Here is a 20344-nt window from a genome sequence, read left to right as displayed (position 1 = left end):
GGCCGGGGTTGGGATGGTGCGGGGGTTGGCGGGGAACAGAGATGCTCTGCCGTGGGGGCTCTCGGGTCGGCTCGCTCCTGCGTCGCATTGTCTTGGGGGTGGCTCGCTCCTGCGTCGCATTGCCGGGGTGGACGCTGCTTATGTTGCGGTGGTTCCGATCTGGTTGGACCAGTTGGGGTTCGGGGTGTAGAACTCGCCTGAGTTGGGGGTGAATGCTGCCTGGGCCTCGCCGCAGTTCTGGAGTTGGGCCATGAGCCAGGCCGTGGGGTAGCCGAGGTAGCCGTATACGCCCGTGGTGCAGGGGACCGATGCCTCTGCGCAGTCCGGCTGGCCCTGGGGGTCGTTGTGGTTCGCGCGGACCAGGGTGCCCCAGGCCTTGGTCAGCGAGGCGGGTGTGGCGTCATAGTAGGCCCGATTCGATTGCAGCCCTTGCGATTGCCACGGCGGCTGATTCGACGGTGAGATGAGCGCATCGTCGGCGCCGTTGACGAACAGTACCGAGCCGGACGTCAAGCCGCGGACGTCGGCGCAGCTGATGAGATTTCCGCTGCAGAACGCCTCTGCCGGAAGCTCCATCGGCACAGCGGTTTTGATCAGTCCGTCGGAGTTCGCCATCGCATTGACGGCCCCGGAGGCGCCCTGGGAGTGGCCCACCGCGCCGACCGCCGCGGTATCCAGCCGGTCGTGGAAGATGCTCGACGGATCGCGGGCCGCATCGATCAAATACCGTGCCGCCCCGGCGATATCGGTACCCGACCCGGTGCTGCGGTTTTCCGGGGCGATTACCACGAAGCCCCACGACGCCAGATGCTCCAGCAGGTACGCGTATTGGCGCGGGACCGCGTTGGTGCCGTCGCCCCAGGCGACGATCGGATGGCGGACGCCGTGTGCGCCCAGATCCTCCGGATACCAGATGTCGTACGCGGCCCCGGTGGAGTCGCAGCAGCCGAATCCGGCCTGGGCGGCCACCTCCCACGGGCCGCGCTCGGCGAACTTCGCCTCCACCGCTCCGGTCGGGCGGTACGGCGCGTCGGCGTGCGCGGTCGCCGTCCCGGCCAGCAGGAACGTGGCCAGCACCGCCAGGGCGCGGAAGACGACTCGTCGCATATCCGGAGCATAAGAGCAGCCCGGCCGGTGTGGGCGGAATATCCACGGCGCGAGCCGGGTTCGCACCTGATGTGACAGTCGAGCTTTCCGATGACCTGAAGAAGTACCTGGACAATGCCAAGGTCTTCGCGACCATGGCCACCATCGGCCGGGACGGCCAGCCGCACCTCACCGTCAACTGGGTCGAGCGCGACGGCGACGAACTGCTGTACTCCACCACCGTCTCCCGGCAGCAGTACAAGAATCTGGCCCGCGACCCGCGGATCTCCGTGATGATCAACCCGCCCGACGCGCCCTACGCCTACGCCCAGATCCGCGGCACCGTGACCTTCAGCCCCGATCCGGACAAGGAACTGCCGAACCGGCTGGCGCTGAAGTACACCGGCAAGCGCTACGCCGACTTCAACCCGGATTCGGTGAACGATGCCGAGCGGGTCATCGTGCGCATCACGCCGACGAAGGTGCTCGGGCGGCTGTAAATCGCGCCGCCTCCGGCGGTGAGCTGTTTATCGGTTGCGCGGGTGCGTGCCGGACGCGTCGGCGCAGGCCGTAGGCTCGAACCTTGTGCCGAACACGTCAGCCGACCCGCATGCAGGGGACCCGAACTATCTCGTCGGGCTCGATCTCGCCGGACGCCGCGTCGTCGTGGTGGGCGGCGGGACCGTCGCCCAGCGTCGGCTCGGGCTGCTGATCGCCTCGGGCGCCGACGTCCACGTGATCAGCCGGGCGGTCACCCCGGCCGTCGAGGGGATGGCGACCTCCGGACAGCTCACCGTGGAGCTGCGCGACTACGCCGACGGCGACCTCGACGGCGCCTGGTACGCCATCGCCTGCACCGACGAGCCGGATACCAACGCGGCCGTGGTCGACGAGGCCACCCGCCGCCGTATCTTCTGCGTCCGCGCGGACACCGCCCGGCTCGGCACCGCCGTCACCCCGGCCACGGCCCGCTACGACGGCATGACGCTCGGGGTGCTGGCCGGAGGCGAGCATCGCCGGTCGGCGGCGGTGCGCACCGCGCTGCTGGAGGCGCTGCAATCGGGGGTCGCCACCGACGACTCCGCGCCGGTGGCGCCCGGCGTGGCACTGGTCGGCGGCGGTCCCGGCGATCCGGACCTGATCACCGTGCGCGGGCGCAGGCTGCTGGCGCGCGCGGATCTGGTCGTGGCCGACCGGCTCGCCCCGCCGGAACTGCTCGCCGAGTTGGGACCCCACGTCGAGGTGGTCGACGCCGCGAAGATCCCGTACGGGCGCGCGATGGCCCAGGACGCCATCAACGCCGCGCTCATCGACGGGGTCAGGGCGGGCAAGTTCGTGGTGCGGCTCAAGGGCGGCGACCCGTACGTCTTCGGGCGCGGCTACGAGGAATTGGAGGCCTGCGCGGCGGCCGGGATACCGGTGACCGTGGTCCCCGGCGTCACCAGTGCGATCTCGGTGCCCGCGCTGGCCGGAATTCCGGTCACCCATCGGGGCGTCACGCACGAATTCGTGGTGGTGAGCGGGCATATCGCCCCCGACCATCCGGACTCGCTGGTGGATTGGCCCGCCCTGGCCCGGCTGCGCGGCACCCTCGTGCTGCTCATGGCGGTGGAGCGGATCGAACAGTTCGCCGCCGCGCTCATCGACGGCGGCCGTCCCGCCGACACCCCCGTCACGGTCGTGCAGGAGGGCAGCCTGCGCACCCAGCGCGTCCTGCGCGCCGACCTCGCCACCGCCGCCGAACGAGTCCGCGCCGAAGGCATCCGCCCCCCGGCCATCATCGTGATCGGCCCGACGGCGGGCTTCACCGCGGGCGCCCCGGACGAGGCCGAAACCGCCGCCACCCAGTGACCCGCATATGCGCACCGCGAGGTCGAAACGGCTGCCTTCCAGTGACACGCATAGGCACATCGCGAGGCCGAAACGGCTGCCTCCCAGTGACCCGCACATGCGCACCGCAAGGTCGAAACCGCAGCCTTCCATCGACCCGCGTATCCGCGCCTTCTGCTGCGTTGCGGGCCCGCGGCGGGTTCGGATCGGCGTGGCGGGCATCCGTTACAGTGACTCACTGTGCTCGATAACCCCGCCGCGACGATGCAATATCCGGTGACGAAGCGGGCCTTCGGGCTGCCGATCCTGGTGCTCAGCGGACTCAACCTGATGGTGATCCTGGACGGCACCATCGTGATTTTGGCGCTGCCGCGACTGCAGGAGCAGATGGGACTGTCGAGTTCGGGCAGCGCGTGGACGGTGACGGCCTACGGCCTGACCTTCGCGGGCCTGATGCTGCTCGGCGGTCGACTGGGCGACCTGTTCGGCCGCAAACGCGTGCTGATCATCGGTGTCGTGGTGTTCACGCTGGCATCGCTGGCCTGCGGGCTCGCTCAGAACGAGGCGATGCTCATCATTGCTCGCGCAGTCCAGGGCATCGGCGGCGCGATCGCCGCGCCCTCCGCGATGGCGCTGGTGGCGAGCACGTACGCGCCCGGTCCGGTGCGGAACCAGGCCATCGCCATCTTCGGGTCCATGCAAGCCATCGGATCGGTCGGCGGGCTGGTGATCGGCGGCGCCCTCACCCAGTTGGATTGGCGCCTGGTGTTTTTGATCAACGTGCCGATCGGCGTGCTGATCGTGTTCGGGGCCGTGGCGGTGCTGCGCGACACGACCCATCACCGGCTGGCGCTCGACGTTCCCGGGTCGGTACTGGGCACCGCGGCCTGCGTCGCCGTCGTGTTCGGCGCGACGGAGGGGCCCGCGATGGGGTGGTCCAGCCCGGTGATCATCGGATCGCTGATCGCGGGTCTGTTGCTGCTGGTGGCCTTCGTTCTCGTCGAGCGCACGGCCGAGAATCCCGTGCTCCCGCTGTCGCTGTTCAACGACCGTGACCGGTCCGCCACGTTCCTGGCGGTGCTGCTGGGTTCCGGTGTGCTGGCCGGGATGACATATTTCGTCGCGCAGTTCCTGCAGAACGTCATCGGCTACAGCCCATTGATGGCGGGGCTGGCGTCGATCCCGTTCACCCTCGGTGCCGGTGCCGGTACCGCGGTCGCGTCCAAGGGCGCCATGGTTGTCAAACCCCGCTGGCTACTGAGCGTTTCGGCGGTCATCCTGGCCGCGGCGGGGCTCTACGGGTCGACCCTCGACGGCAGTATCGAGTACGCCCCGACGCTGCTGCCGCTGCTGCTGGCCGCGGGATTCGGCGTCGGCGTCGTGATCGTGGTGGGCCCGCTGTGCCTGCTGGTCGGCGTCCCGGCCACCGATGTGGGCCCGCTGTCGGCGATCGGTCAGATGATCTTCAATCTGGGCACGCCGCTCGCGATCGGCATTCTCAGCCCGATCGCCGCGTCGCGCACCCTGTCCATGGGCGGCCACACGGGACGCACCGCCGATATGGACGCGAGCGATATCGCCGCGCTGAACAGCGGCTACACCCTGGTGCTGTTCCTCTGCGGCGTCGGCGCGGCCCTGGTCGGGCTCATCGCCCTCACCCTCCGCTACACGCCGCAGCAACTCGCTCAGGCCCAGCACGCTCAGGAAGAGGCACAGCAGTCCTGAGCGCCGTGCTCCACCCCCGACCCACGCACTGATTTTCGGCCCTCGCACCCCGTATATGCGCTGGTAGAGGTGCGTGAGCGGACTAGGGGTGCGGGAGCGCTTCTCGACCTGCATCGGCCCCCGGCCCGGGTTACGCTGACCCGCAACGGGTTAGGAGGGGGTTATGACCGCGGAGCCGATCGACTGTCTCCGCCCCCGCCGGGGGTGGACGTACGAACAGGTCAAGGGTCTGGAGCTGCCGTTCGACTGGGAGCTGGTGGACGGCGAGATCGCCGTGCGCGGCGGCGTCGACGACTGGCACCATGCCGTCCGGGATACGCTGCTGACGCCGCTGGGGGAGGCCCGGCGCGCACCCTACGCGGTGTTCGCCCAGCAGTGCGTGCTCGTGGACGAATTCAATCCCGCGTTACCGGATGTGGTGGTCGTCGACCAGACCAGGGTGGATCTGTATTCCACCGAATACCTTCCGGTCGAGTCGGCCACTCTGGTGGTCGAGATCGTCGACGGCCGGGTCGACGACTGGTTCCGTAAACCGGAACTGTATGCGGCCGCGGGCATCTCCTACTTCTGGCGTGTGGAGCGCGGGGTAGACGACCGCCCGATCCTGTACGAGTACTGGCTCGATCACGAGACCGGCGGGTACGTACCCGCGCCGGAGGCGGTGCATACGGGCACCTTCGCCGCCGCGGTCCCGTATCCCGTGGAGATCGATCTGTCGGCGACATAGCTTGTGCGCGAACCGCGTTCAGTCTCCGGCGCGTGACGGCACCTCGGTGATCGCCAGGGCGGATTCGACGAGACTGCCCAGATACAGCGTGCCGTCACGTTCGGCGACCCCGGTGACGAGCGCGTAGTCGCCGCCCTCACGCTGCAGATCGTGCACGAGCGCGCCGGTGAAGTCGAACGCCTGCACCCACGCCGAGCGCGCCGGTTTCGGCTGCAGCGCCGGAGGAATCGCCCAGACCATGCGGCGCAGGATGCCGGGCATCGGAAGCAGCCTGTCCAGCAACGGATTTCGCGGCGTGACCAGCGTGACCCAGGCCAGCCCGTCGCTGCCCAGGCCCATATTGTCGGGGAAGCCGGGCAGGTTCTCCACCAGATAGTCGGAGGTACCGGCCTGCGGACCCGTGAGCCGGTAACGCGCCACGCGATAGGCGGCGGTCTCGGCGACCAGTACGCAGGAGCGGTCGGGCGCCAGCACCACGCCGTTGGCGAATTGCAGGCCGTCCAGCAGGGTTTCGACCTGCCCGTCCGGATTCCGCCGCAGCAGCCGGCCGGTGCCGGAGTGCTCGAAGAAGTCGCCCATGTAATTGTCGAGCGAGTACCGGCGGGTCGAGGCCGAGAAGTAGATCGTGCCGTCGGAATCGGCAACGACGTTGCTGGCGAAGGTGAGTCGCTGCCCGTCCACCTCCGCGACCAGCACCTCCGGCGTGCCGTGCGGCTTGTCCAGTCGCAGCAGGCCGCGCTCGGAATCGCAGATCAGCAGCGAGCCGTCGGGTTCGGCATGCAACCCCAGCGGTCGGCCGCCGGTCTGCGCGATCTGCTCGACCGCACCGTCTTTCGGATCGACCGCGAGGATCGAGCCGTCGGCGACGCCGGTGAGCACCCGCCCGTCCGCCCCCACGACCACATCCTCCGGGCCGGATCCGGGCAGCGGCAGCAGCCGCAGTTCGGGCATCGGTGGCGTGCTGTGTTTCTGGCGGGCGCGAGGAGTCGCGATCGGCGGCGTCCACCGCTGTGGCTGGAACGATTGTGCCGGAGAACTCATAGCCGAACCGTACCGCGCCCCGCCGCCCCGTTCGTCCGTTTCCCGCGATGTGGGTGACGGCCGTGCGACGCAACGAGACCGGCCGGTGCGAACGCCGATCGGGCATACGACACTATGGGCGTATGACAGATATGCCTTCCCTGTTCAAGGTCGACGACGACGGGCGATACCTCCCGCAGAAGTGGGCGTACGGCCGCTGGGGAGCGGACATGCTCAGCGGTCCGGCGATCTGTGCCGCCGCCGCTCGCTCGCTCGAGCGCGAGCACGGCCGGGCCGATTTCATTCCGGCGCGATTCACCATCGACCTGTTCAAGGCGGCGAAGGGGCAGCCGCTCGAGGTGCACACCGAGGTGATCCGGTCCGGGCGGCGGATCCACATCGCCGCGGCCCGAGTGCGCCAGGGCGACACCGAGGTCGCGCAGGCCCGTCTGGTCCAGTTGCGGGCGACCGATGCGCCGCCCGGCGAGGAATGGCACTCCGAGCACCCGTTCGATCCGCCCGCCGACGCGGGCGTCGACTGGTGGTTCCGCAGTGACCACGAGTGGTCGACCAGCATGGGGGACCACCAGAATGCCGGGCGCAAGAGCCTGTGGGCCGTGCCCTTGGGCGCGGTCGACGGCGAGGAGCGCAGCCCGTTCGTGCAGGCCGTCATCGCCGCCGAATCCACCAGCCTGGTCACCAATTGGGGGTCGCACGGCATCGGGTACATCAACGCCGACCTGACCGTCGCCCTCGACCGCGTGCCGGTCGGTGATCGTGTCGGTCTGCGCGCCGAGAGCCACCTGACCTCGAACGGAGTGTCCGTCGGTACGGCGACCCTGTTCGACTCGCGCGGCCCGATCGGCACCGGGATGGTCACCGCGGTCGGCAATGCCGCCGCGCAGATCGACTTCGCCAAGGATTGACCACGGCGGCGGTGACACGAGGCGGACGGTCGGGCCATCGTCGGTACGCGTTCGAGGCCCGGCAGCGATCACGAATGCCGCAGGTCGATGCCCATCGCCGCCGATTGCCGCCACAGCGTGCCGAGCTCGAGTAGGTCGTGAAGCCATGTCGCCGTTGTGATCTCGCGGCGCAACACCTCTCCGACGGTCGCGGCGGCGACGGCGGCCGTGGCGAGGGATTGCCCGCGGCCGGTCGCCCACCGCGCCGTCCCGTCCGACGTCCGGGCCAGCACCACCCAGCGGTCGGTGCCGGGCATACGGGGCGGTCCCAGCGCGCGCAGCGGCGGCGCCCAGGTGAGACCGGCCAGTCCGGCGGTGGCGAGGCGGGAGTCCAGTCTGAGGTAGGTGCGGACGGGGACTCCGAATTCGCGGGTGAGCCGGTGCTGGTCGGCGAAGTCGGCGCGCAGTGCGGGAAACGACCTGTACCCGGCCGCCGGGGGAATCGTGAAGCGCGCGGGCCTGGTGAAGTTGCGGACGAGGGTGCCGCCGGGGTCCGGGAAGCGTTGTCCCAGTAGCCGATATGTCCAAGCCGTCGCCGCGGGGCCGTGCTGCTCCCCGGAACCGAGTCCGACCAGGATATCGACCGGGCCGGGGCATGCCGACAGCGCGTCGACCGCGAGCAGGGTGGTCAGGCCGGGCGCCAGCCCGACTCCGAGTACCACCGGCCCGGCGATGTGCTCGAGCGCCCGCACGTACTCGGAGGTCGCGGAGATCTCGATGAACGTGACGCCGCGTCGGGCGCACTCCTCGACAACCCGAACGTCTTCCACGCCTGCGCAATTCACCACCACCGATATTCCCGACAGTGCCGTCTCGAGACCGCCCGGGACGCCGAGATCCACAACCCGGTCCGCCCGCGCCGGATCGCGACCCGCCGCCAGCGCCGTGATTCCCTCCGCGCGTAAGAGCCGCACCAGGTGTGCCCCGACCGCCCCGTATCCGCCCAGCACCAGCACGCTCATCGGCCGTCCTCCGGCTCGGTGGTTCCCGCGGTGTTCCGGGCGGACGGCGGAAGCAATTGCAGCGTAAGGGCATCCGTCGCCCAGGCCGCCCACTCCGTGTCGGTCCAGCCGCGCTGATGGACCAGCAGCCGGTAGCTCTCGGGGGCCAGTACCGTGAGCGCGATATCGGCCGCTCGGGATGCGGAGATGCCCTCGCGCAGTGAGGTTTTGGCGGCGAGTGCCTCGGCGAGGCGCAGCTGCACGGTGTGTCGCTGCGCGATATTGGTCTGCCACAGTTCCGCGAGCTCGGGATCGGTGGACGCGGCCGACCGGACCACCTCCAGCAAGGTGCTGACGCGGGCGTAAATCGTTGCCGCCGCGGCGACTTGGAGCCGGATCTGCTCGGCGGGCGTGGCGGCGAGCGCCTCGGCGAACCACGGCCGGTCCATGGTGGCGACCGGCTCGGTGTCACCGGCGATCTCGACGTCCAGGAGCTCGGACAGGATCGCGCGCTTGGTGGCGAAGGTGAAATAGAGCGTCTGCACGGCCATCCCCGCCTCATCGGCGATGGCCTTGATCGTCGTCGCCGTATAGCCGCGGGTGGTGAACAGTTCCCGCGCCGCCGCCAGCATCCTGGCCCGGTTCGCCGTGGTCTTCGCCGCCCGCACACCGGTGCTTTTCCCTGTCATTCCTCAGATCGTACTTGACTAGAGCAAAACTCTAGTGGAATCTGACTGTAGTGACACTCTAGTGAAAGGGTTGGTTGTGGTGGGACGAGGCATAGCCGGGGCGAGAGACCGGCTGATTCTGTTGTTGATCACGGTCGTCGAGCTGGTGGTGTTCCTGGATACGACGGTGCTCAATGTGGCGCTGCCCAGCATCGGCGCCGATCTGGGGCTCGACGAGGCGGGCCTGGGCTGGGTGACCAACGCCTACCTGCTGGCCTTCGGCGGATTCATGCTGCTCGGCGGGCGGGCCGCCGATCTGCTCGGACCGCGGCGGGTATTCGTCGGCGGGCTCGCGCTGTTCACGGCCGCGTCGGCGATGGCCGGATTCGCGACCACGCCCGCGGTGTTGATCGCCGCGCGGGCGTTGCAGGGAATTGGTGCGGCCGTGGTCATTCCGGCCCAGCTGGCGTTGCTCACCGCGGCCTTCACCACACCGGCCGCCCGCAACCGTGCCTTCGGGGTGTGGAGTGCGATGGGCGCGGCGGGCGCGGCCATCGGCACGGCGGTCGGCGGCCCGCTCACCGACCTCTTCGGCTGGCCGTCGATATTCCTGATCAACCTGCCCGTCGGGGCGCTCGCGCTGGGCTTCGCCCGGCTGCTGCCACCCGATCCGGTCCGGTCGCTGCGGGCGGCGGGACGGCTCGATGTGCCCGGCGCGATCACCGGCACCGCCGCACTGCTGATCATCGGCTATGCGGTCGGTGCGCTCGGCGACGAGTCGACCCGCACTCTCGCGGGTGTCGTGCTCGGTGCCGGGATCGCGCTGCTCGCCTGCTTCCTGTTGATCGAGTGGCGCAGCCCGCATCCGCTGATGCCGCTGCGGCTGTTCACCATTCGCCAGGTGAGCGGCTCGGCCGTGGTGAATGCGCTCGTCGGCGCGGCGCATGTGCCGACCTTCGCGCTGCTGGCGCTGTACCTGCAGAACACCCAGCACCTCAGCCCGACCGAGTCCGGGCTCGCGGTGCTGCCGGTGGCCGTGGTGAACATCGTCATCTCCCGCAGCCTGATTCCGTACGCGCTGGACCGGCTGGGCGCCTGGCGAGTCCTGACGGCGGGTCTCGGGCTGCAGGCGCTGGCCATGGCCTGGTTCGCGCGACTGCCGGAGCACGGCGGCTACCTGATCGATGTGCTGCCGGGCGCGGTACTGCTCGGCGTCGGCCTGCCCGCCGCCTTCGTCGGTGTGACGGTGCCCGCGGTGACCTCCGTCGACAAGGCCGATGCCGGGATCGCGGCGGGCATCGTCAACACCGCGCAGCGTGTCGGGTCGGGACTCGGCGTCACCGCGCTGCTGGTGCTCGCCGGGCTGATAGCCGGGCAATCCGCGGCACCCGACGCCTATCGCTCGGGACTGAACGTTGCCTTCGCGGTTGCGGCCGCACTGGCCGCGACAGGCGCCGTGCTGACCGTCGCCCTGCTGCGCACGCCTCCGGTCCCCGGGACCGAGCGCGAGCCCGAAACCTCAGTGGCAGTGAATGATTGATCGGAGATCCGAATGACAGACAAGCGTGGCTACAAGTGGATCCGTGCCGAGATCGAACGACTCGATCCGGAGACCGACAGCGAACGGATCGTCCGATTGACGCACTGCCAGCTCCTGCCCAAGAGCCTGCTCGCCGTGCACCTGTTCTACACCGTCGGATTCGTCCGGTTCGCCGGACCGCCCGAATCGGCGGACTCGGTGGACCGCGGCGGCACGGGCATGCTCTACGAGCACGGAATCCGGCGCGCCGACGAGACCATGTTCCATCTGTTCACCTGGATCGATGATGGAGTGTCCAGCCCCGCGAGCGCCAAAAGCCTTGATTACGTGCGGAACTGGCACTCCGGCGTCGCCCGGAACTGGCCGATGCCGCTGCACACCTTCCAGCACAGCGCCGCCGTCTTCACCCTGGCCATCGATCGCCTCCTGCGACATGTCGTGGGAGCTCCCGGGTCGACCGAGAACGAGCGGCGCGCCCAGCTCGCACACTGGCGCACGGTATCCGAGCGACTCGGCGTCGCCGACATTCCGCAGACCTGGGAGGGGATGGAAGACCTTCTCGAATCCTATGAGCGCGGAGCGGATTTCGCGTATTCGCAGTCCGGGCAGCGGCTGGCGAACGCGCTCATCGACCAGTTCGCGACGCGATGGTTTCCGCGGCCACTGCGCTGGTTCGGGCGTTGGCTGGTGTTGGCGTTCTCGGAGGAGCATGTCATCGATACTCTCGGAATATCGCGGCCCCCAGCGCCATTCAGCTATGCGGTGCGCCGCCTGGCCCGGGTCGCGGTCTTCGCCAAACGGCATGTGCTGCCGGGCCCACGCGCGGTATTCCGGCTCAGCGACGTCATCGCCGACCACAAGAACTCGGCGCTGGCCCCGCGGCGATGAGGAGAGCGGTCGGAGGATCTGCGCGGCGATCGAGCCGGATTACGACCGCCTCAACGGGGTTCGCCGGGTTCGCCGAACAGGTCCAGCAGGTCGGTCTTGCCGAACATGGTGGCCGAGTCGCGGGCGGACGGGGTGCCCGCGTCCGGGTCGGCGCCCGCGGTCAGCAGCGCCCGCAGGATCTCGTCCTCGCCCTTGAACACCGCGCCGGCGGCCGGGGTCTGGCCCTTGTCGTTGGCGCGGTTCGGGTCGGCGCCGCGGTCGAGCAGCGTCGTGACCGACTCCAGGTGCCCGTGATAGGCGGCCAGCATCAGCAGTGTGTCGCCGCGTTCGTTGGTGAGGTTCACCGGCACCCCGGCCTCCAGGTAGGCGGCCAACGCCGCCGCATCACCGGTCCTGGCCAGGTCGAACACCTTGGTCGCCAGCTCGATCAGCTCGGGATCCATGCCTTCGGTCATCCCGCCACTTCTACCACCTGGTGGTTGCGTGCACCCGGACAGGGCAACCTCCACCGGCATTCCAGGCTCCCGATCCTCCGGCATGCTCATGGCCGGGACCGATCACCGCCGGGCTCCAGATGATGAGTCAGCAAGGGTCGCACGCGATTTACGTAAACGCCGTACACCCGACCAAGCAGTTGCTAGGCTCGCCCGATGATCCCCACGATCGTCTGGGGCACCGGAAACGTCGGCCGCGCGGCCATTCGTGCCGTGGCCGCCCATCCGGCGCTGGAACTGTCCGGCGTGCTCGTCCACAGTCCCGCCAAGGTCGGCCGCGACGCCGGTGAACTCGCGGGCCTGAACCGCCTGCTGGACGTTCCGGCCACCGACGACATCGAGGCCGTACTGGCATCGAGGCCGCGCGCTGTGGTCTACGCGGCGTCCGGCGACATCCGTCCCGACGATGCGCTCGCCGATATCGTCCGGGCGATCGGCGCGGGCGCCGTCGTGGTGACCCCGGCGCTGTACGCCTTCTACGACCATCGCAGTGCCCCACCGGAACTGCGCGAGCGGGTGCTGTCGGCGATCGCGGCGGGCGGCGGCTCGCTGTTCGTCTCCGGCGTCGACCCGGGCTGGGGCAACGACGTGCTGCCGCTGCTGGTCAGCGGGCTGGGCAGCGAGGTCGAGGAGATCCGCTGCCAGGAGATCTTCGACTACACCACCTACGACCAGCCCGACTCGGTCCGCTACCTGGTCGGCATGGGCCAGCCGATGGACTACCAGCCGCCGATGCTGGCGCCGGGCGTGCCGACCATGGTGTGGGGCGGGCAGATTCGGCTGCTGGCCCGGGCGCTGGGCGCCGAACTCGACGAGATTCGCGAGACCCTGGACCGCCGCGCGCTCGACGACACCGTCGTCACCGAACGGATGGGTGCCTTCGAGGCCGGAACCCAGGGCGCGGTGCGGTTCGAGGTGCAGGGCATCGTCGGCGGTGAGCCGCGCCTGGTCATCGAGCACGTCACCCGCATCCACCCGTCCTGCGCCCCGGACTGGCCCACGCCGCCGACCGGCGACGGTGCGCACCGGGTGATCGTCGAGGGCCGTCCACGCATCGAGGTCACCGTCGAGGCGAGCGACGAGGACGGCAATCGCTCGGCGGGCGGCAATGCCACCGCGGTCGGCCGCCTCGTCGGCGCCATCGACTGGCTGGCCGCCGCCGCACCCGGACTCTACGACGCGCTCGACGTTCCCCTGCGTCCGGCGACCGGCATTCTCGGAAGGAAGCAGCCATGATCATCGACGTGCCCGAGGGCCGTGACCCGATCGAATACGTCTGGGGCGAGATGGTCCCCGGAATCGGCGTCGCCGCATCGCAATTCGCGCTGGCCGTGTACTCCGACAGCACGCTGGGGCTGCGCGAGTTCGAGGCCGCGCGGCTGCGCATCGCGCAGATCAACGGATGCCTGTTCTGCCAGGACTGGCGCACCGAACGCGACGGCGCCAAGGTCGAACCGGAATTCGCCGACGCCGTCACCGACTGGCGCACGACCGAACGGTTCGACGAGCGCACCCGGCTGGCCGCCGAATACGCCGAGCGCTACGCCCTCGACCACCACAGTCTCGACGACGAGTTCTGGTCCCGCATGCTCACCCACTACACCCAGCGCGAGGCCGTGGAACTGACCATGTGCCTGGGCTCCTGGCTCGGCTTCGGCCGCCTCAACCGCGTCTTCGGCCTGGACGCGGTCTGCGTGCTGCCCAGCCACCTGAGCGGCGCCGCGAGTTCCGACTGAGGGCGTGACATTGGTTGCGGCAGGCGGCGAGTCGCGGCACTCCACAATTGCGCGGGCGCACTGGCGTATTTTCCCGCACGGATCCCGCCGCCCGGATGCTCAGTACGGCTCGGCGGCGGCCCGCACTCGTCCGGAGTCGATGGCGTCCTGTAGCGCCTGCTGGTCGGCCAGCGTCTGGTCGGCATAGGCCGACGCGAAATCGGCCATGGCGGAATCGAATACGTCGCTCGTGCCCAGATAGGCGGCGATGGCGACGCGGTCGCCGGAGCGGGCGTGGGCGCGCGCGAGCACCGCGCCGCAGAGGCCGGAGTAGGCCGCCAGCTCCTGGGCGGACATGGCGCCTATGTCGGCCGAGCCCTTCATATCTCGCAGCTGGCGCACATAGAACCAGTTGTCGGCGGGACCGGCGCACCAGCCGAGGAAGATATCGCTGGCCGACTGCATGAGCCGTTGCCCGACCACCACCCGGTGCCCCTGGTGCCGGTAGGCGCTCGGCGGCAGATGGTCGGCGAGCACGGAACATTCGGCCTGTTTCACCTGCAGGAACAGTGGGCTCCCGGTCTCCCGGTCTTGCAGCAGCACGACGAAGCAGCGGGTCCCGACGCTGCCGACGCCGACCACCTTCAGGGCGAAGTCGACGATCTCGTAGCGGTCGATGAGGACGCGTCGCTCATCCGGCAGGCTGCGCCGATAATCGGCGAAGACCGCCTCGATCATCCGCCGGTCCACCAGTTCGATCGGCACCAGCAGCGGTGGCTGGTTCTTGATTCGCGGAACGCCGTGCGGGTCCGGTTCGGTCAGCTTGTTCAACGCCTGCAGGCTGGTGCGCTTGCGGGCGCTGTCCGCCGCCTTCTCGATCTTCTTGCGCTGCTTCGGTTTATCGATCAGCTGCGCCACCTCGTCGGCGGCCGCGACCTGGTACCACACCGCCAGGCTGTCCATGGCGGCCAGGCTCTGCATCGTCTCGCGGTAGGCGGCGGCCGCGGCCCGGACGGCCGCACCGGCCTGCTGATCGGAGAACCCGCCGTCGCGCGCGGCGACCGCGACACTGGCGGACAGCCGCTTGACGTCCCATTCGAAGGGGCCGGGCAGCGTCTCGTCGAAATCGTTCACATCGAATACGAGGTTGCGTTCCGGCGAGGCGTACAGGCCGAAGTTCGAGATATGGGCGTCGCCGCAGAGCTGGACCGCCAGCCCGGTATTCGCGCTGTGCGCCAGATCCGCCGCCATGATCGCCGGTGCGCCGCGCAGAAAGGCGAACGGCGACTGCATCATTCGCGCATAGCGGATGGGTACCAGCACGGGCAGCCGAGTCCGCGCCTGCCGCTCCAGGATCGCGACCGGATCCGCCCGGCCACTCTCGGGTTTCCAGACCCCGGCGTCGCTGCGGGTGAGGCGTTTACGAGCGGCCTTACCCGCCTCCGCGGAGGTCTGCTGGGTCTCCTGTACCGCCGAACCAACCATCCGGCAATTATTCCGCTATCTACTCCGAACGGCAAGAACCGTCCTATGCTCAGTTGAAGGACTCCGAGACGCCGTCGAGGAGATGCTCCAGGGTGTCGTAGGCCGGGGTGTCCACCACGTCCACCACCTCGGATGCGGCCGGAATCTTGTGGTCGGCAACGACTTTCGAGAACTGCGCGGCGTCGTTGGGCCGGAAGCCGTGCTCGGCGGCCAGGCGCTGCAGCTCCGGATCGGTCGACAGCAGGCGGCCGATGCGGTCGCCGTCGGGCGTCAGGGGGACCAGCGTGTGCCGCGACAGCACGGTCGGCGACGGGTAGAGCAGCGTCATATCGGGCTGCAGCCGGCCCTGCACGCCCGCCTCGACGAACTGCGCCTCGTAGCTCCACACCAGCGGCGCGGGTCCCATTCCGGCGGAGAGGTACTGGGCGAACGGGCCCTCGCTGGAGCTGTCGGTGAAGCCCTGCTTGGTGAACAGCCGCGCCACCTTGGACACCACGAACTCCTCGGCGGTGCGGCCGCGCACGATCGAGTTGTCGTTGGCGACATATCCGGCCACGGCCAGGTACATGGCGGCCGAGTTGGAGGTGCGGGGATCGGTGGTGGAGATGAGCAGGCTCTTGCGCACCGGGTACTCGGTATTGCCCTCCAGCTGGTCCCACTGCACCCCGCGCCGGGTGAGGTCCAGGTAGCGGTTCATGTCGAAGGTGGGCACCGGTCCCGGGCGCACCACACCGGCCTTGGTCAGCAGGTCCACGATCGGCCGGAAGGTGGCGATCGCCATCGGCGAGGAGAACGGCGTGTATCGCGCGGTGACATTGCGCTGACGCAGAATCCGTTCCGCCGCAGGGGTACTCGACGGGAACGCGAAGTCGTAGTTGCCGAGGTCGACCGTCGTGGCGATCTGACGCGATCCGGCCGGATCCACCTGCACGCGCAGGCCGTTGCGGGCGAAGGCGTCGACCACTCGCGGGTCGGTGAAGAACGCCGCCTTCTCCGAGCCGACGACGCCGCCCACCGTGGTCAGCGACGTGCTTGCGGCAGTGGGGGATTCGGAGGAGCCGCTCATGCCGACGGCGACGGCGACGGCCACCACCACCGCGAGCGCCCCGAACGGTATGGCGAGCTTGCGGGCCGACCACGGCGGCGACACGAGATCCTTGGCCGCGGAACCCAATCGCCCGGGATTGCCGGTGGATGGCTCGGGGGTCTCCGAATCGGCCTCGGCAGCGGTTTCCGGATCCTGTTCCGGCTGTGGCTCCAATTCGCGTCGTGCCAGGCGTTCCACCAGAATGGGCACGAAATCGCGCACCGCTGTTCCGTCGAATCTGTTTCTTGCCGCACCCACCGCGGTTTCGACCCGCTCCACGGAATGGCTGTCGGTATAGATCTCGACAAGGCGATTCGTCAGCTCGCGCAGCGCTTTTTCCTCACGAGCGGCCTTGTCCTCAGGGGTGGTACGCACACCCACGCCAAGCTCCTCGGCATCGCATTCGACAGATACGCGCGGTCCGCGCGCGGCACAGACATTACGGTACGTCACCCGCCATTCCCAAGCGGGGCAATATCTTACGAACAGGTTGCGCGAAAGAGACGGTGTGGCAGTGGTTTTCGTCACCGAGAATTCGAAACAACGCCGGGCAGAATTCTATTCGAATTACACCGGACGCTACCGGGAATTCACTCAGGTGAGAATCAGCAGCTCCGCCGACGACGCGATCTCCACGCGCAGTCCGGCCTTTTCGGCCACCCGGGCCAGGCCGCGGATATCCGACGGCTCCGCGCGGCCGCAGACCAGCGCCCGCGCCAGCAGTCCCTTGTGATGTTTGTTGAAGTGGCTGACCACAGTCCGGGACCCGTCGGGTCGCTCGGTGAGGACGGTCGCCGTGACGGCGCCGGGAATACGGCCCAGTTGCTGATAGGTCCCCGACCGCAGATCCACCACCAGCCGACCGGCCGTCTCGGCCTGCAGCGCCGGTGCCAGGACCGGTTTCCACAGCGACGAAAGCGTCGGCATCCCGGGCAGTTTCGAGCCGCCCGAGAGTCGATATGCCGGAATCGGATCGCCCGCCCGCACCACGCCGAACAGTGCCGAGCCGATCGCCAGCCGGTGGTAGGCCTTCTCGCGCTGGGCCTTGGTGAACGACCCGGCATCGAGCGCGTCGTAGAGCACTCCCGTGTAGCGCTCGAGCGCCGGGCGGGTCGGCGAACTGCGGAGCGTGGCATTGCGAGCGATCTCCGGCTCGGCCCCCTTGCCCAGGCCCAGCGCGGTGCGGGCGGCCTCCGGATCGGCCGCCAGCCCGGACAGCGCGGTAACCAGCTTGTCGCGCACCACGTTGAGCTGCGGCAACGAAAGCTCGTCCAGATCCAGCGGACCGAGCGCGCCGCCGTCGGACTTGGTTTCGGAGGGAGGCAAGATCACCAGCACGAGGCGTTACGGTACCGCCGCCGAGGATCGGGACCGGGAGGCGGTCGCCACCGCAACCGCGCGGCGCACCGGGCCGCCGCCGGAATGCCCGATGCCTTGTCGGTATCGCCGAGAGCAGGGGCTACTCTGTGCACCCGTGATCACCCGTCTCTCCCACCTGTTCCTGCGCACCCTGCGTGACGATCCCGCCGACGCCGAGGTGCCCAGCCACAAGCTTCTCGTCCGCGCCGGATATGTCCGCCGCGTCGCGCCGGGGGTCTACTCGTGGCTGCCGCTGGGCCTGCGGGTATTGCGCAACGTCGAGAACGTGGTGCGCGAGGAGATGAACGCCATCGGCGGACAGGAGATCCTGCTGCCCGCGATGCTGCCGCGGGAACCCTACGAGGCCACCAACCGCTGGACCGAGTACGGCGACAACATGTTCCGGCTGCGGGACCGCAAGGGGGCCGACTACCTGCTCGGACCCACCCACGAGGAGATGTTCGCGCTCACCGTGAAGAGCGAATACAACTCGTACAAGGATCTGCCGGTCACGCTGTACCAGGTCCAGATCAAGTACCGCGACGAGGAGCGGCCGCGGGCGGGCATCCTGCGCGGGCGCGAATTCGTCATGAAGGATTCGTACTCGTTCGATCTGGACGAGGCCGGGCTGCAGGCCAGCTACAACGCGCACCGCGAGGCGTATCGGCGCATCTTCGACCGGCTCGGGGTCTCGTACGTGATCGTGGCCGCCACCTCGGGCGCGATGGGCGGCAGCGCGTCGGAGGAGTTCCTGGCCGACAGCCCGGTCGGCGAGGACACCTATGTGATCTGCCGCGAATCCGGCTACGCCGCCAATGTGGAGGCCGTGGTCACGCCCGCGCCGCCGGAGATCGCGATCGAGGGTCAGGCCGCGGCCCAGGTGCACGACACTCCCGATACGCCGACCATCGCGACGCTGGTCGACTGGGCCAACTCCGCGGGCGTCGACGCGCGGCTGGGCCGCCCGGTGACCGCCGCCGACACGCTCAAGAACGTGATGGTGAAGCTGCGCCACCCCGACGGCAAGACCGAGATCCTCGGCATCGGCGTCCCCGGCGACCGCGAGGTGGACGACAAGCGGATGGGCGCCTCGCTCGAGCCCGCCGAGGTGGAGCTGCTCACCGAGGAGGATTTCGCCGCCAATCCGTTCCTGGTGAAGGGGTACATCGGCCCGAAGGGTCTGCAGGACAACGGGATTCGCTATCTCGTCGACCCGCGCGTGGTGTCCGGGACGTCCTGGATCACCGGCGCCGACGCCCCGGGTAAGCACGTGGTCGGCCTGGTCGCGGGCCGCGATTTCACCCCCGACGGCACCATCGAGGCCGCCGAGGTCCGCGACGGCGATCCTTCGCCCGACGGCCGCGGCGTGCTGCACGCCGCGCGCGGCATCGAGATCGGCCACATCTTCCAGCTCGGCTACAAGTACACCGACGCGTTCGAGGTCGATGTGCTCGGCGAGAACGGCAAGCCGGTGCGCCTGATCCAGGGCTCCTACGGCATCGGCGTCTCCCGCATGGTGGCGGTGCTCGCCGAGCAGATGCACGACGAGAAGGGCCTGCGCTGGCCGCGCGAGGTGGCGCCGTTCCAGGTGCACGTGGTCATCGCGAACAAGGACGAGGCCGCCCGCGCGGGCGCGGAACAGGTCGCCGCCGAGCTGGATGCGGCGGGTCTGGAGGTGCTGTTCGACGACCGCACCGCCTCCCCGGGCGTGAAGTTCAAGGACGCCGAACTCCTGGGCATGCCCCTGGTGCTGGTCGTCGGCCGCGGCTTCGCCGAGGGCAACGTGGAACTGCGCGACCGCTTCGCCGGAACCAACGAGGAGATCCCGGCCGACAGCGCTGTCGAGGCGGTACTCGCGAACGCCCGCGCCTGACGGGCAGACCGGACCCGCCGTAGCGGCGGGGCCGGTGGCCAACAGGGTGGATCCCCCGTTATCCCGGCCAGGTGGACCCCTCGTCGTTCCGGCCGGGTGGATCCTCCCGTCATTCCGGCGAACGCCGGAATCGAGTCGGGACTCGGTCGCTCAGGACTTGCCGGGGAAGGCCGCCGTCGGGGGATTGGTCCCCAGAATTGATTGCCAGGTGGCTAGGCGCACGGCGCATTCGGTGAGGCCGTCGATTCCCGTGCGGCGAATATCGGGGGAATCGGCGCGTTCCACCACCGAGCGCCACGCGATGGCGGTGTCGGATTCGACCGTCACCGCCAATTTCGCGGCGGGGATGGGGTCGTTCACGGGGAACGGGGGCGGGTAGGCCGCGGCCGGGGCGGGAACCGGGGCGCCGACCGTCTTCAGGATGTCGATGGTGGCGTCGCGGCGGGCGCGGTGCCCGGCGGTGAACTCCGCCACGATCTTGTTGCGATCGGCGGCGGCGTAGGCGGCGATCACGCCGTAGGCATAGACCGCGGCGTACTCGGCGTTGAGCGCATCGGTGATCGCCTGCTGGTCGGGTGTGGTCACGTTGCGTCCTCCATGGCATGAGTCGAGCCCCGCCTGATTGCGCTCCGGGCCTGACCACTCATACCAGCAGTACCCCGGCGTGCGTGGCGCAGCAGGCGCTGATCGAACTCAGCAGGCCCGCGCGGTAACCGGATTGGCGCACCGCCAGGTCGGCGGCCGACCGCTGCGAGCGGGTCAGCTGCTCGCGCACGGCCGCGACCGTCGGCGGCGGGTTCGGCGCCGGGGGCGGGGGAACCGGTGGCGTGTCCGACGCCGGTTTCGTGCCGTCGCCGTAAACGCCTACGGCACGGTCGATTTCGGCGCGCAGCGCGTCGGCGTGCTCGGTACGCTGCGCGGCGACCAGCGTCAGCGCGGGC

The 20344-nt window shown here is 69.4% G+C and carries 19 protein-coding genes and 1 pseudogene; 10 read left to right on the top strand and 10 right to left on the bottom strand.

The window, feature by feature from the left end:
* Positions 1-138: 138 nt before the first annotated feature.
* Positions 139-1107: a poly(ethylene terephthalate) hydrolase family protein gene (locus tag NM1_RS02580; protein WP_068013432.1), complete on the bottom strand. Its 969-nt coding sequence runs from the start codon at positions 1105-1107 to the stop codon at positions 139-141.
* Positions 1108-1178: 71 nt separating this feature from the next.
* Here NM1_RS02580 and NM1_RS02575 point away from each other — a divergent pair, with 71 nt between their 5' ends.
* The 4 genes from NM1_RS02575 (at position 1179) to NM1_RS02560 (ending at position 5368) form a co-directional block, all read left to right on the top strand.
* Entirely contained in the window at positions 1179-1586 is a 408-nt protein-coding gene (locus NM1_RS02575) for a PPOX class F420-dependent oxidoreductase (RefSeq protein WP_068013430.1), read from the top strand.
* 85 nt (positions 1587-1671) lie between these two features.
* Positions 1672-2937: a uroporphyrinogen-III C-methyltransferase gene (cobA, locus tag NM1_RS02570; RefSeq protein ID WP_068013438.1), complete on the top strand. Its 1266-nt coding sequence runs from the start codon at positions 1672-1674 to the stop codon at positions 2935-2937.
* A 243-nt stretch (positions 2938-3180) separates the two neighbouring features.
* Positions 3181-4641 carry an MFS transporter gene (locus NM1_RS02565; RefSeq protein ID WP_084519097.1) on the top strand — a complete coding sequence of 487 codons (1461 nt, stop codon included), beginning with the start codon at positions 3181-3183 and terminating at the stop codon, positions 4639-4641.
* 163 nt (positions 4642-4804) lie between these two features.
* Entirely contained in the window at positions 4805-5368 is a 564-nt protein-coding gene (locus tag NM1_RS02560) for a Uma2 family endonuclease (RefSeq protein WP_068013426.1), read from the top strand.
* An 18-nt stretch (positions 5369-5386) separates the two neighbouring features.
* On the opposite strand, the gene NM1_RS02555 is transcribed toward NM1_RS02560, so the two are convergent.
* A complete protein-coding gene (locus NM1_RS02555) occupies positions 5387-6409 on the bottom strand; it encodes an SMP-30/gluconolactonase/LRE family protein (protein ID WP_246011406.1) in 1023 nt (340 codons plus the stop codon).
* A 122-nt stretch (positions 6410-6531) separates the two neighbouring features.
* Between NM1_RS02555 and NM1_RS02550 the strand changes: the two genes are divergently transcribed.
* Positions 6532-7314, top strand: a complete 783-nt coding sequence (locus tag NM1_RS02550; RefSeq protein WP_068013422.1) for an acyl-CoA thioesterase domain-containing protein — start codon at positions 6532-6534, stop codon at positions 7312-7314.
* 68 nt (positions 7315-7382) lie between these two features.
* Here NM1_RS02550 and NM1_RS02545 read toward each other — a convergent pair whose 3' ends face one another.
* The gene (locus NM1_RS02545; RefSeq protein WP_068013420.1) at positions 7383-8315 is read right to left on the bottom strand and encodes an NAD-dependent epimerase/dehydratase family protein; all 933 of its coding nucleotides are present in this window, start codon (positions 8313-8315) and stop codon (positions 7383-7385) included.
* Positions 8312-8983, bottom strand: coding sequence for a TetR/AcrR family transcriptional regulator (locus NM1_RS02540; protein ID WP_068013417.1), 672 nt, complete (start codon positions 8981-8983; stop codon positions 8312-8314). Before NM1_RS02540 ends, NM1_RS02545 begins: the two co-directional genes overlap by 4 nt.
* 79 nt (positions 8984-9062) lie before the next feature.
* Between NM1_RS02540 and NM1_RS02535 the strand changes: the two genes are divergently transcribed.
* Together NM1_RS02535 and NM1_RS02530 are read left to right on the top strand one after the other, a co-directional pair.
* A complete protein-coding gene (locus NM1_RS02535; RefSeq protein WP_246011405.1) occupies positions 9063-10502 on the top strand; it encodes an MFS transporter in 1440 nt (479 codons plus the stop codon).
* A gap of 12 nt (positions 10503-10514) precedes the next feature.
* Complete coding sequence (locus NM1_RS02530; RefSeq protein ID WP_068013415.1) at positions 10515-11390, top strand: oxygenase MpaB family protein; 876 nt, start codon at positions 10515-10517, stop codon at positions 11388-11390.
* Positions 11391-11440: 50 nt separating this feature from the next.
* On the opposite strand, the gene NM1_RS02525 is transcribed toward NM1_RS02530, so the two are convergent.
* A complete protein-coding gene (locus tag NM1_RS02525) occupies positions 11441-11845 on the bottom strand; it encodes an ankyrin repeat domain-containing protein (RefSeq protein ID WP_068013413.1) in 405 nt (134 codons plus the stop codon).
* Positions 11846-12040: 195 nt separating this feature from the next.
* Here NM1_RS02525 and NM1_RS02520 point away from each other — a divergent pair, with 195 nt between their 5' ends.
* Positions 12041-13120 carry an NAD(P)H-dependent amine dehydrogenase family protein gene (locus tag NM1_RS02520; protein WP_068013411.1) on the top strand — a complete coding sequence of 360 codons (1080 nt, stop codon included), beginning with the start codon at positions 12041-12043 and terminating at the stop codon, positions 13118-13120.
* Positions 13117-13620 carry a carboxymuconolactone decarboxylase family protein gene (locus NM1_RS02515; RefSeq protein WP_068013409.1) on the top strand — a complete coding sequence of 168 codons (504 nt, stop codon included), beginning with the start codon at positions 13117-13119 and terminating at the stop codon, positions 13618-13620. The genes NM1_RS02520 and NM1_RS02515 overlap by 4 nt, the downstream gene beginning before the upstream one ends.
* Positions 13621-13719: 99 nt before the next feature.
* On the opposite strand, the gene NM1_RS02510 is transcribed toward NM1_RS02515, so the two are convergent.
* The 3 genes from NM1_RS02510 to yaaA all read right to left on the bottom strand — a co-directional run bounded on the left by NM1_RS02510 (position 13720) and on the right by yaaA (position 17509).
* Positions 13720-15084: a DUF2252 domain-containing protein gene (locus tag NM1_RS02510; protein WP_068013405.1), complete on the bottom strand. Its 1365-nt coding sequence runs from the start codon at positions 15082-15084 to the stop codon at positions 13720-13722.
* Between the two features lie 49 nt (positions 15085-15133).
* Positions 15134-16552: a three-helix bundle dimerization domain-containing protein gene (locus NM1_RS02505; protein WP_246011404.1), complete on the bottom strand. Its 1419-nt coding sequence runs from the start codon at positions 16550-16552 to the stop codon at positions 15134-15136.
* 213 nt (positions 16553-16765) lie between these two features.
* Positions 16766-17509 carry a peroxide stress protein YaaA gene (gene yaaA, locus NM1_RS02500; protein ID WP_068013404.1) on the bottom strand — a complete coding sequence of 248 codons (744 nt, stop codon included), beginning with the start codon at positions 17507-17509 and terminating at the stop codon, positions 16766-16768.
* A gap of 136 nt (positions 17510-17645) precedes the next feature.
* On the opposite strand from yaaA, the gene NM1_RS02495 reads away from it, so the two are divergent.
* A complete protein-coding gene (locus NM1_RS02495; RefSeq protein WP_068013400.1) occupies positions 17646-19403 on the top strand; it encodes a proline--tRNA ligase in 1758 nt (585 codons plus the stop codon).
* 150 nt (positions 19404-19553) lie between these two features.
* Here NM1_RS02495 and NM1_RS02490 read toward each other — a convergent pair whose 3' ends face one another.
* Both NM1_RS02490 and NM1_RS42905 read right to left on the bottom strand, forming a co-directional pair.
* The gene (locus tag NM1_RS02490) at positions 19554-19988 is read right to left on the bottom strand and encodes a ferritin-like domain-containing protein (protein WP_068013398.1); all 435 of its coding nucleotides are present in this window, start codon (positions 19986-19988) and stop codon (positions 19554-19556) included.
* A gap of 58 nt (positions 19989-20046) precedes the next feature.
* Positions 20047-20344: pseudogene (locus NM1_RS42905) on the bottom strand (hypothetical protein); the annotation flags it as partial.

Source organism: Nocardia mexicana NBRC 108244, assembly GCF_001613165.1.
Taxonomy (GTDB): Bacteria; Actinomycetota; Actinomycetes; order Mycobacteriales; family Mycobacteriaceae; genus Nocardia; species Nocardia mexicana.
The sequence above is the reverse complement of the archived record's forward strand: the minus strand, read 5'-3'. Positions and strand labels throughout refer to the sequence as shown.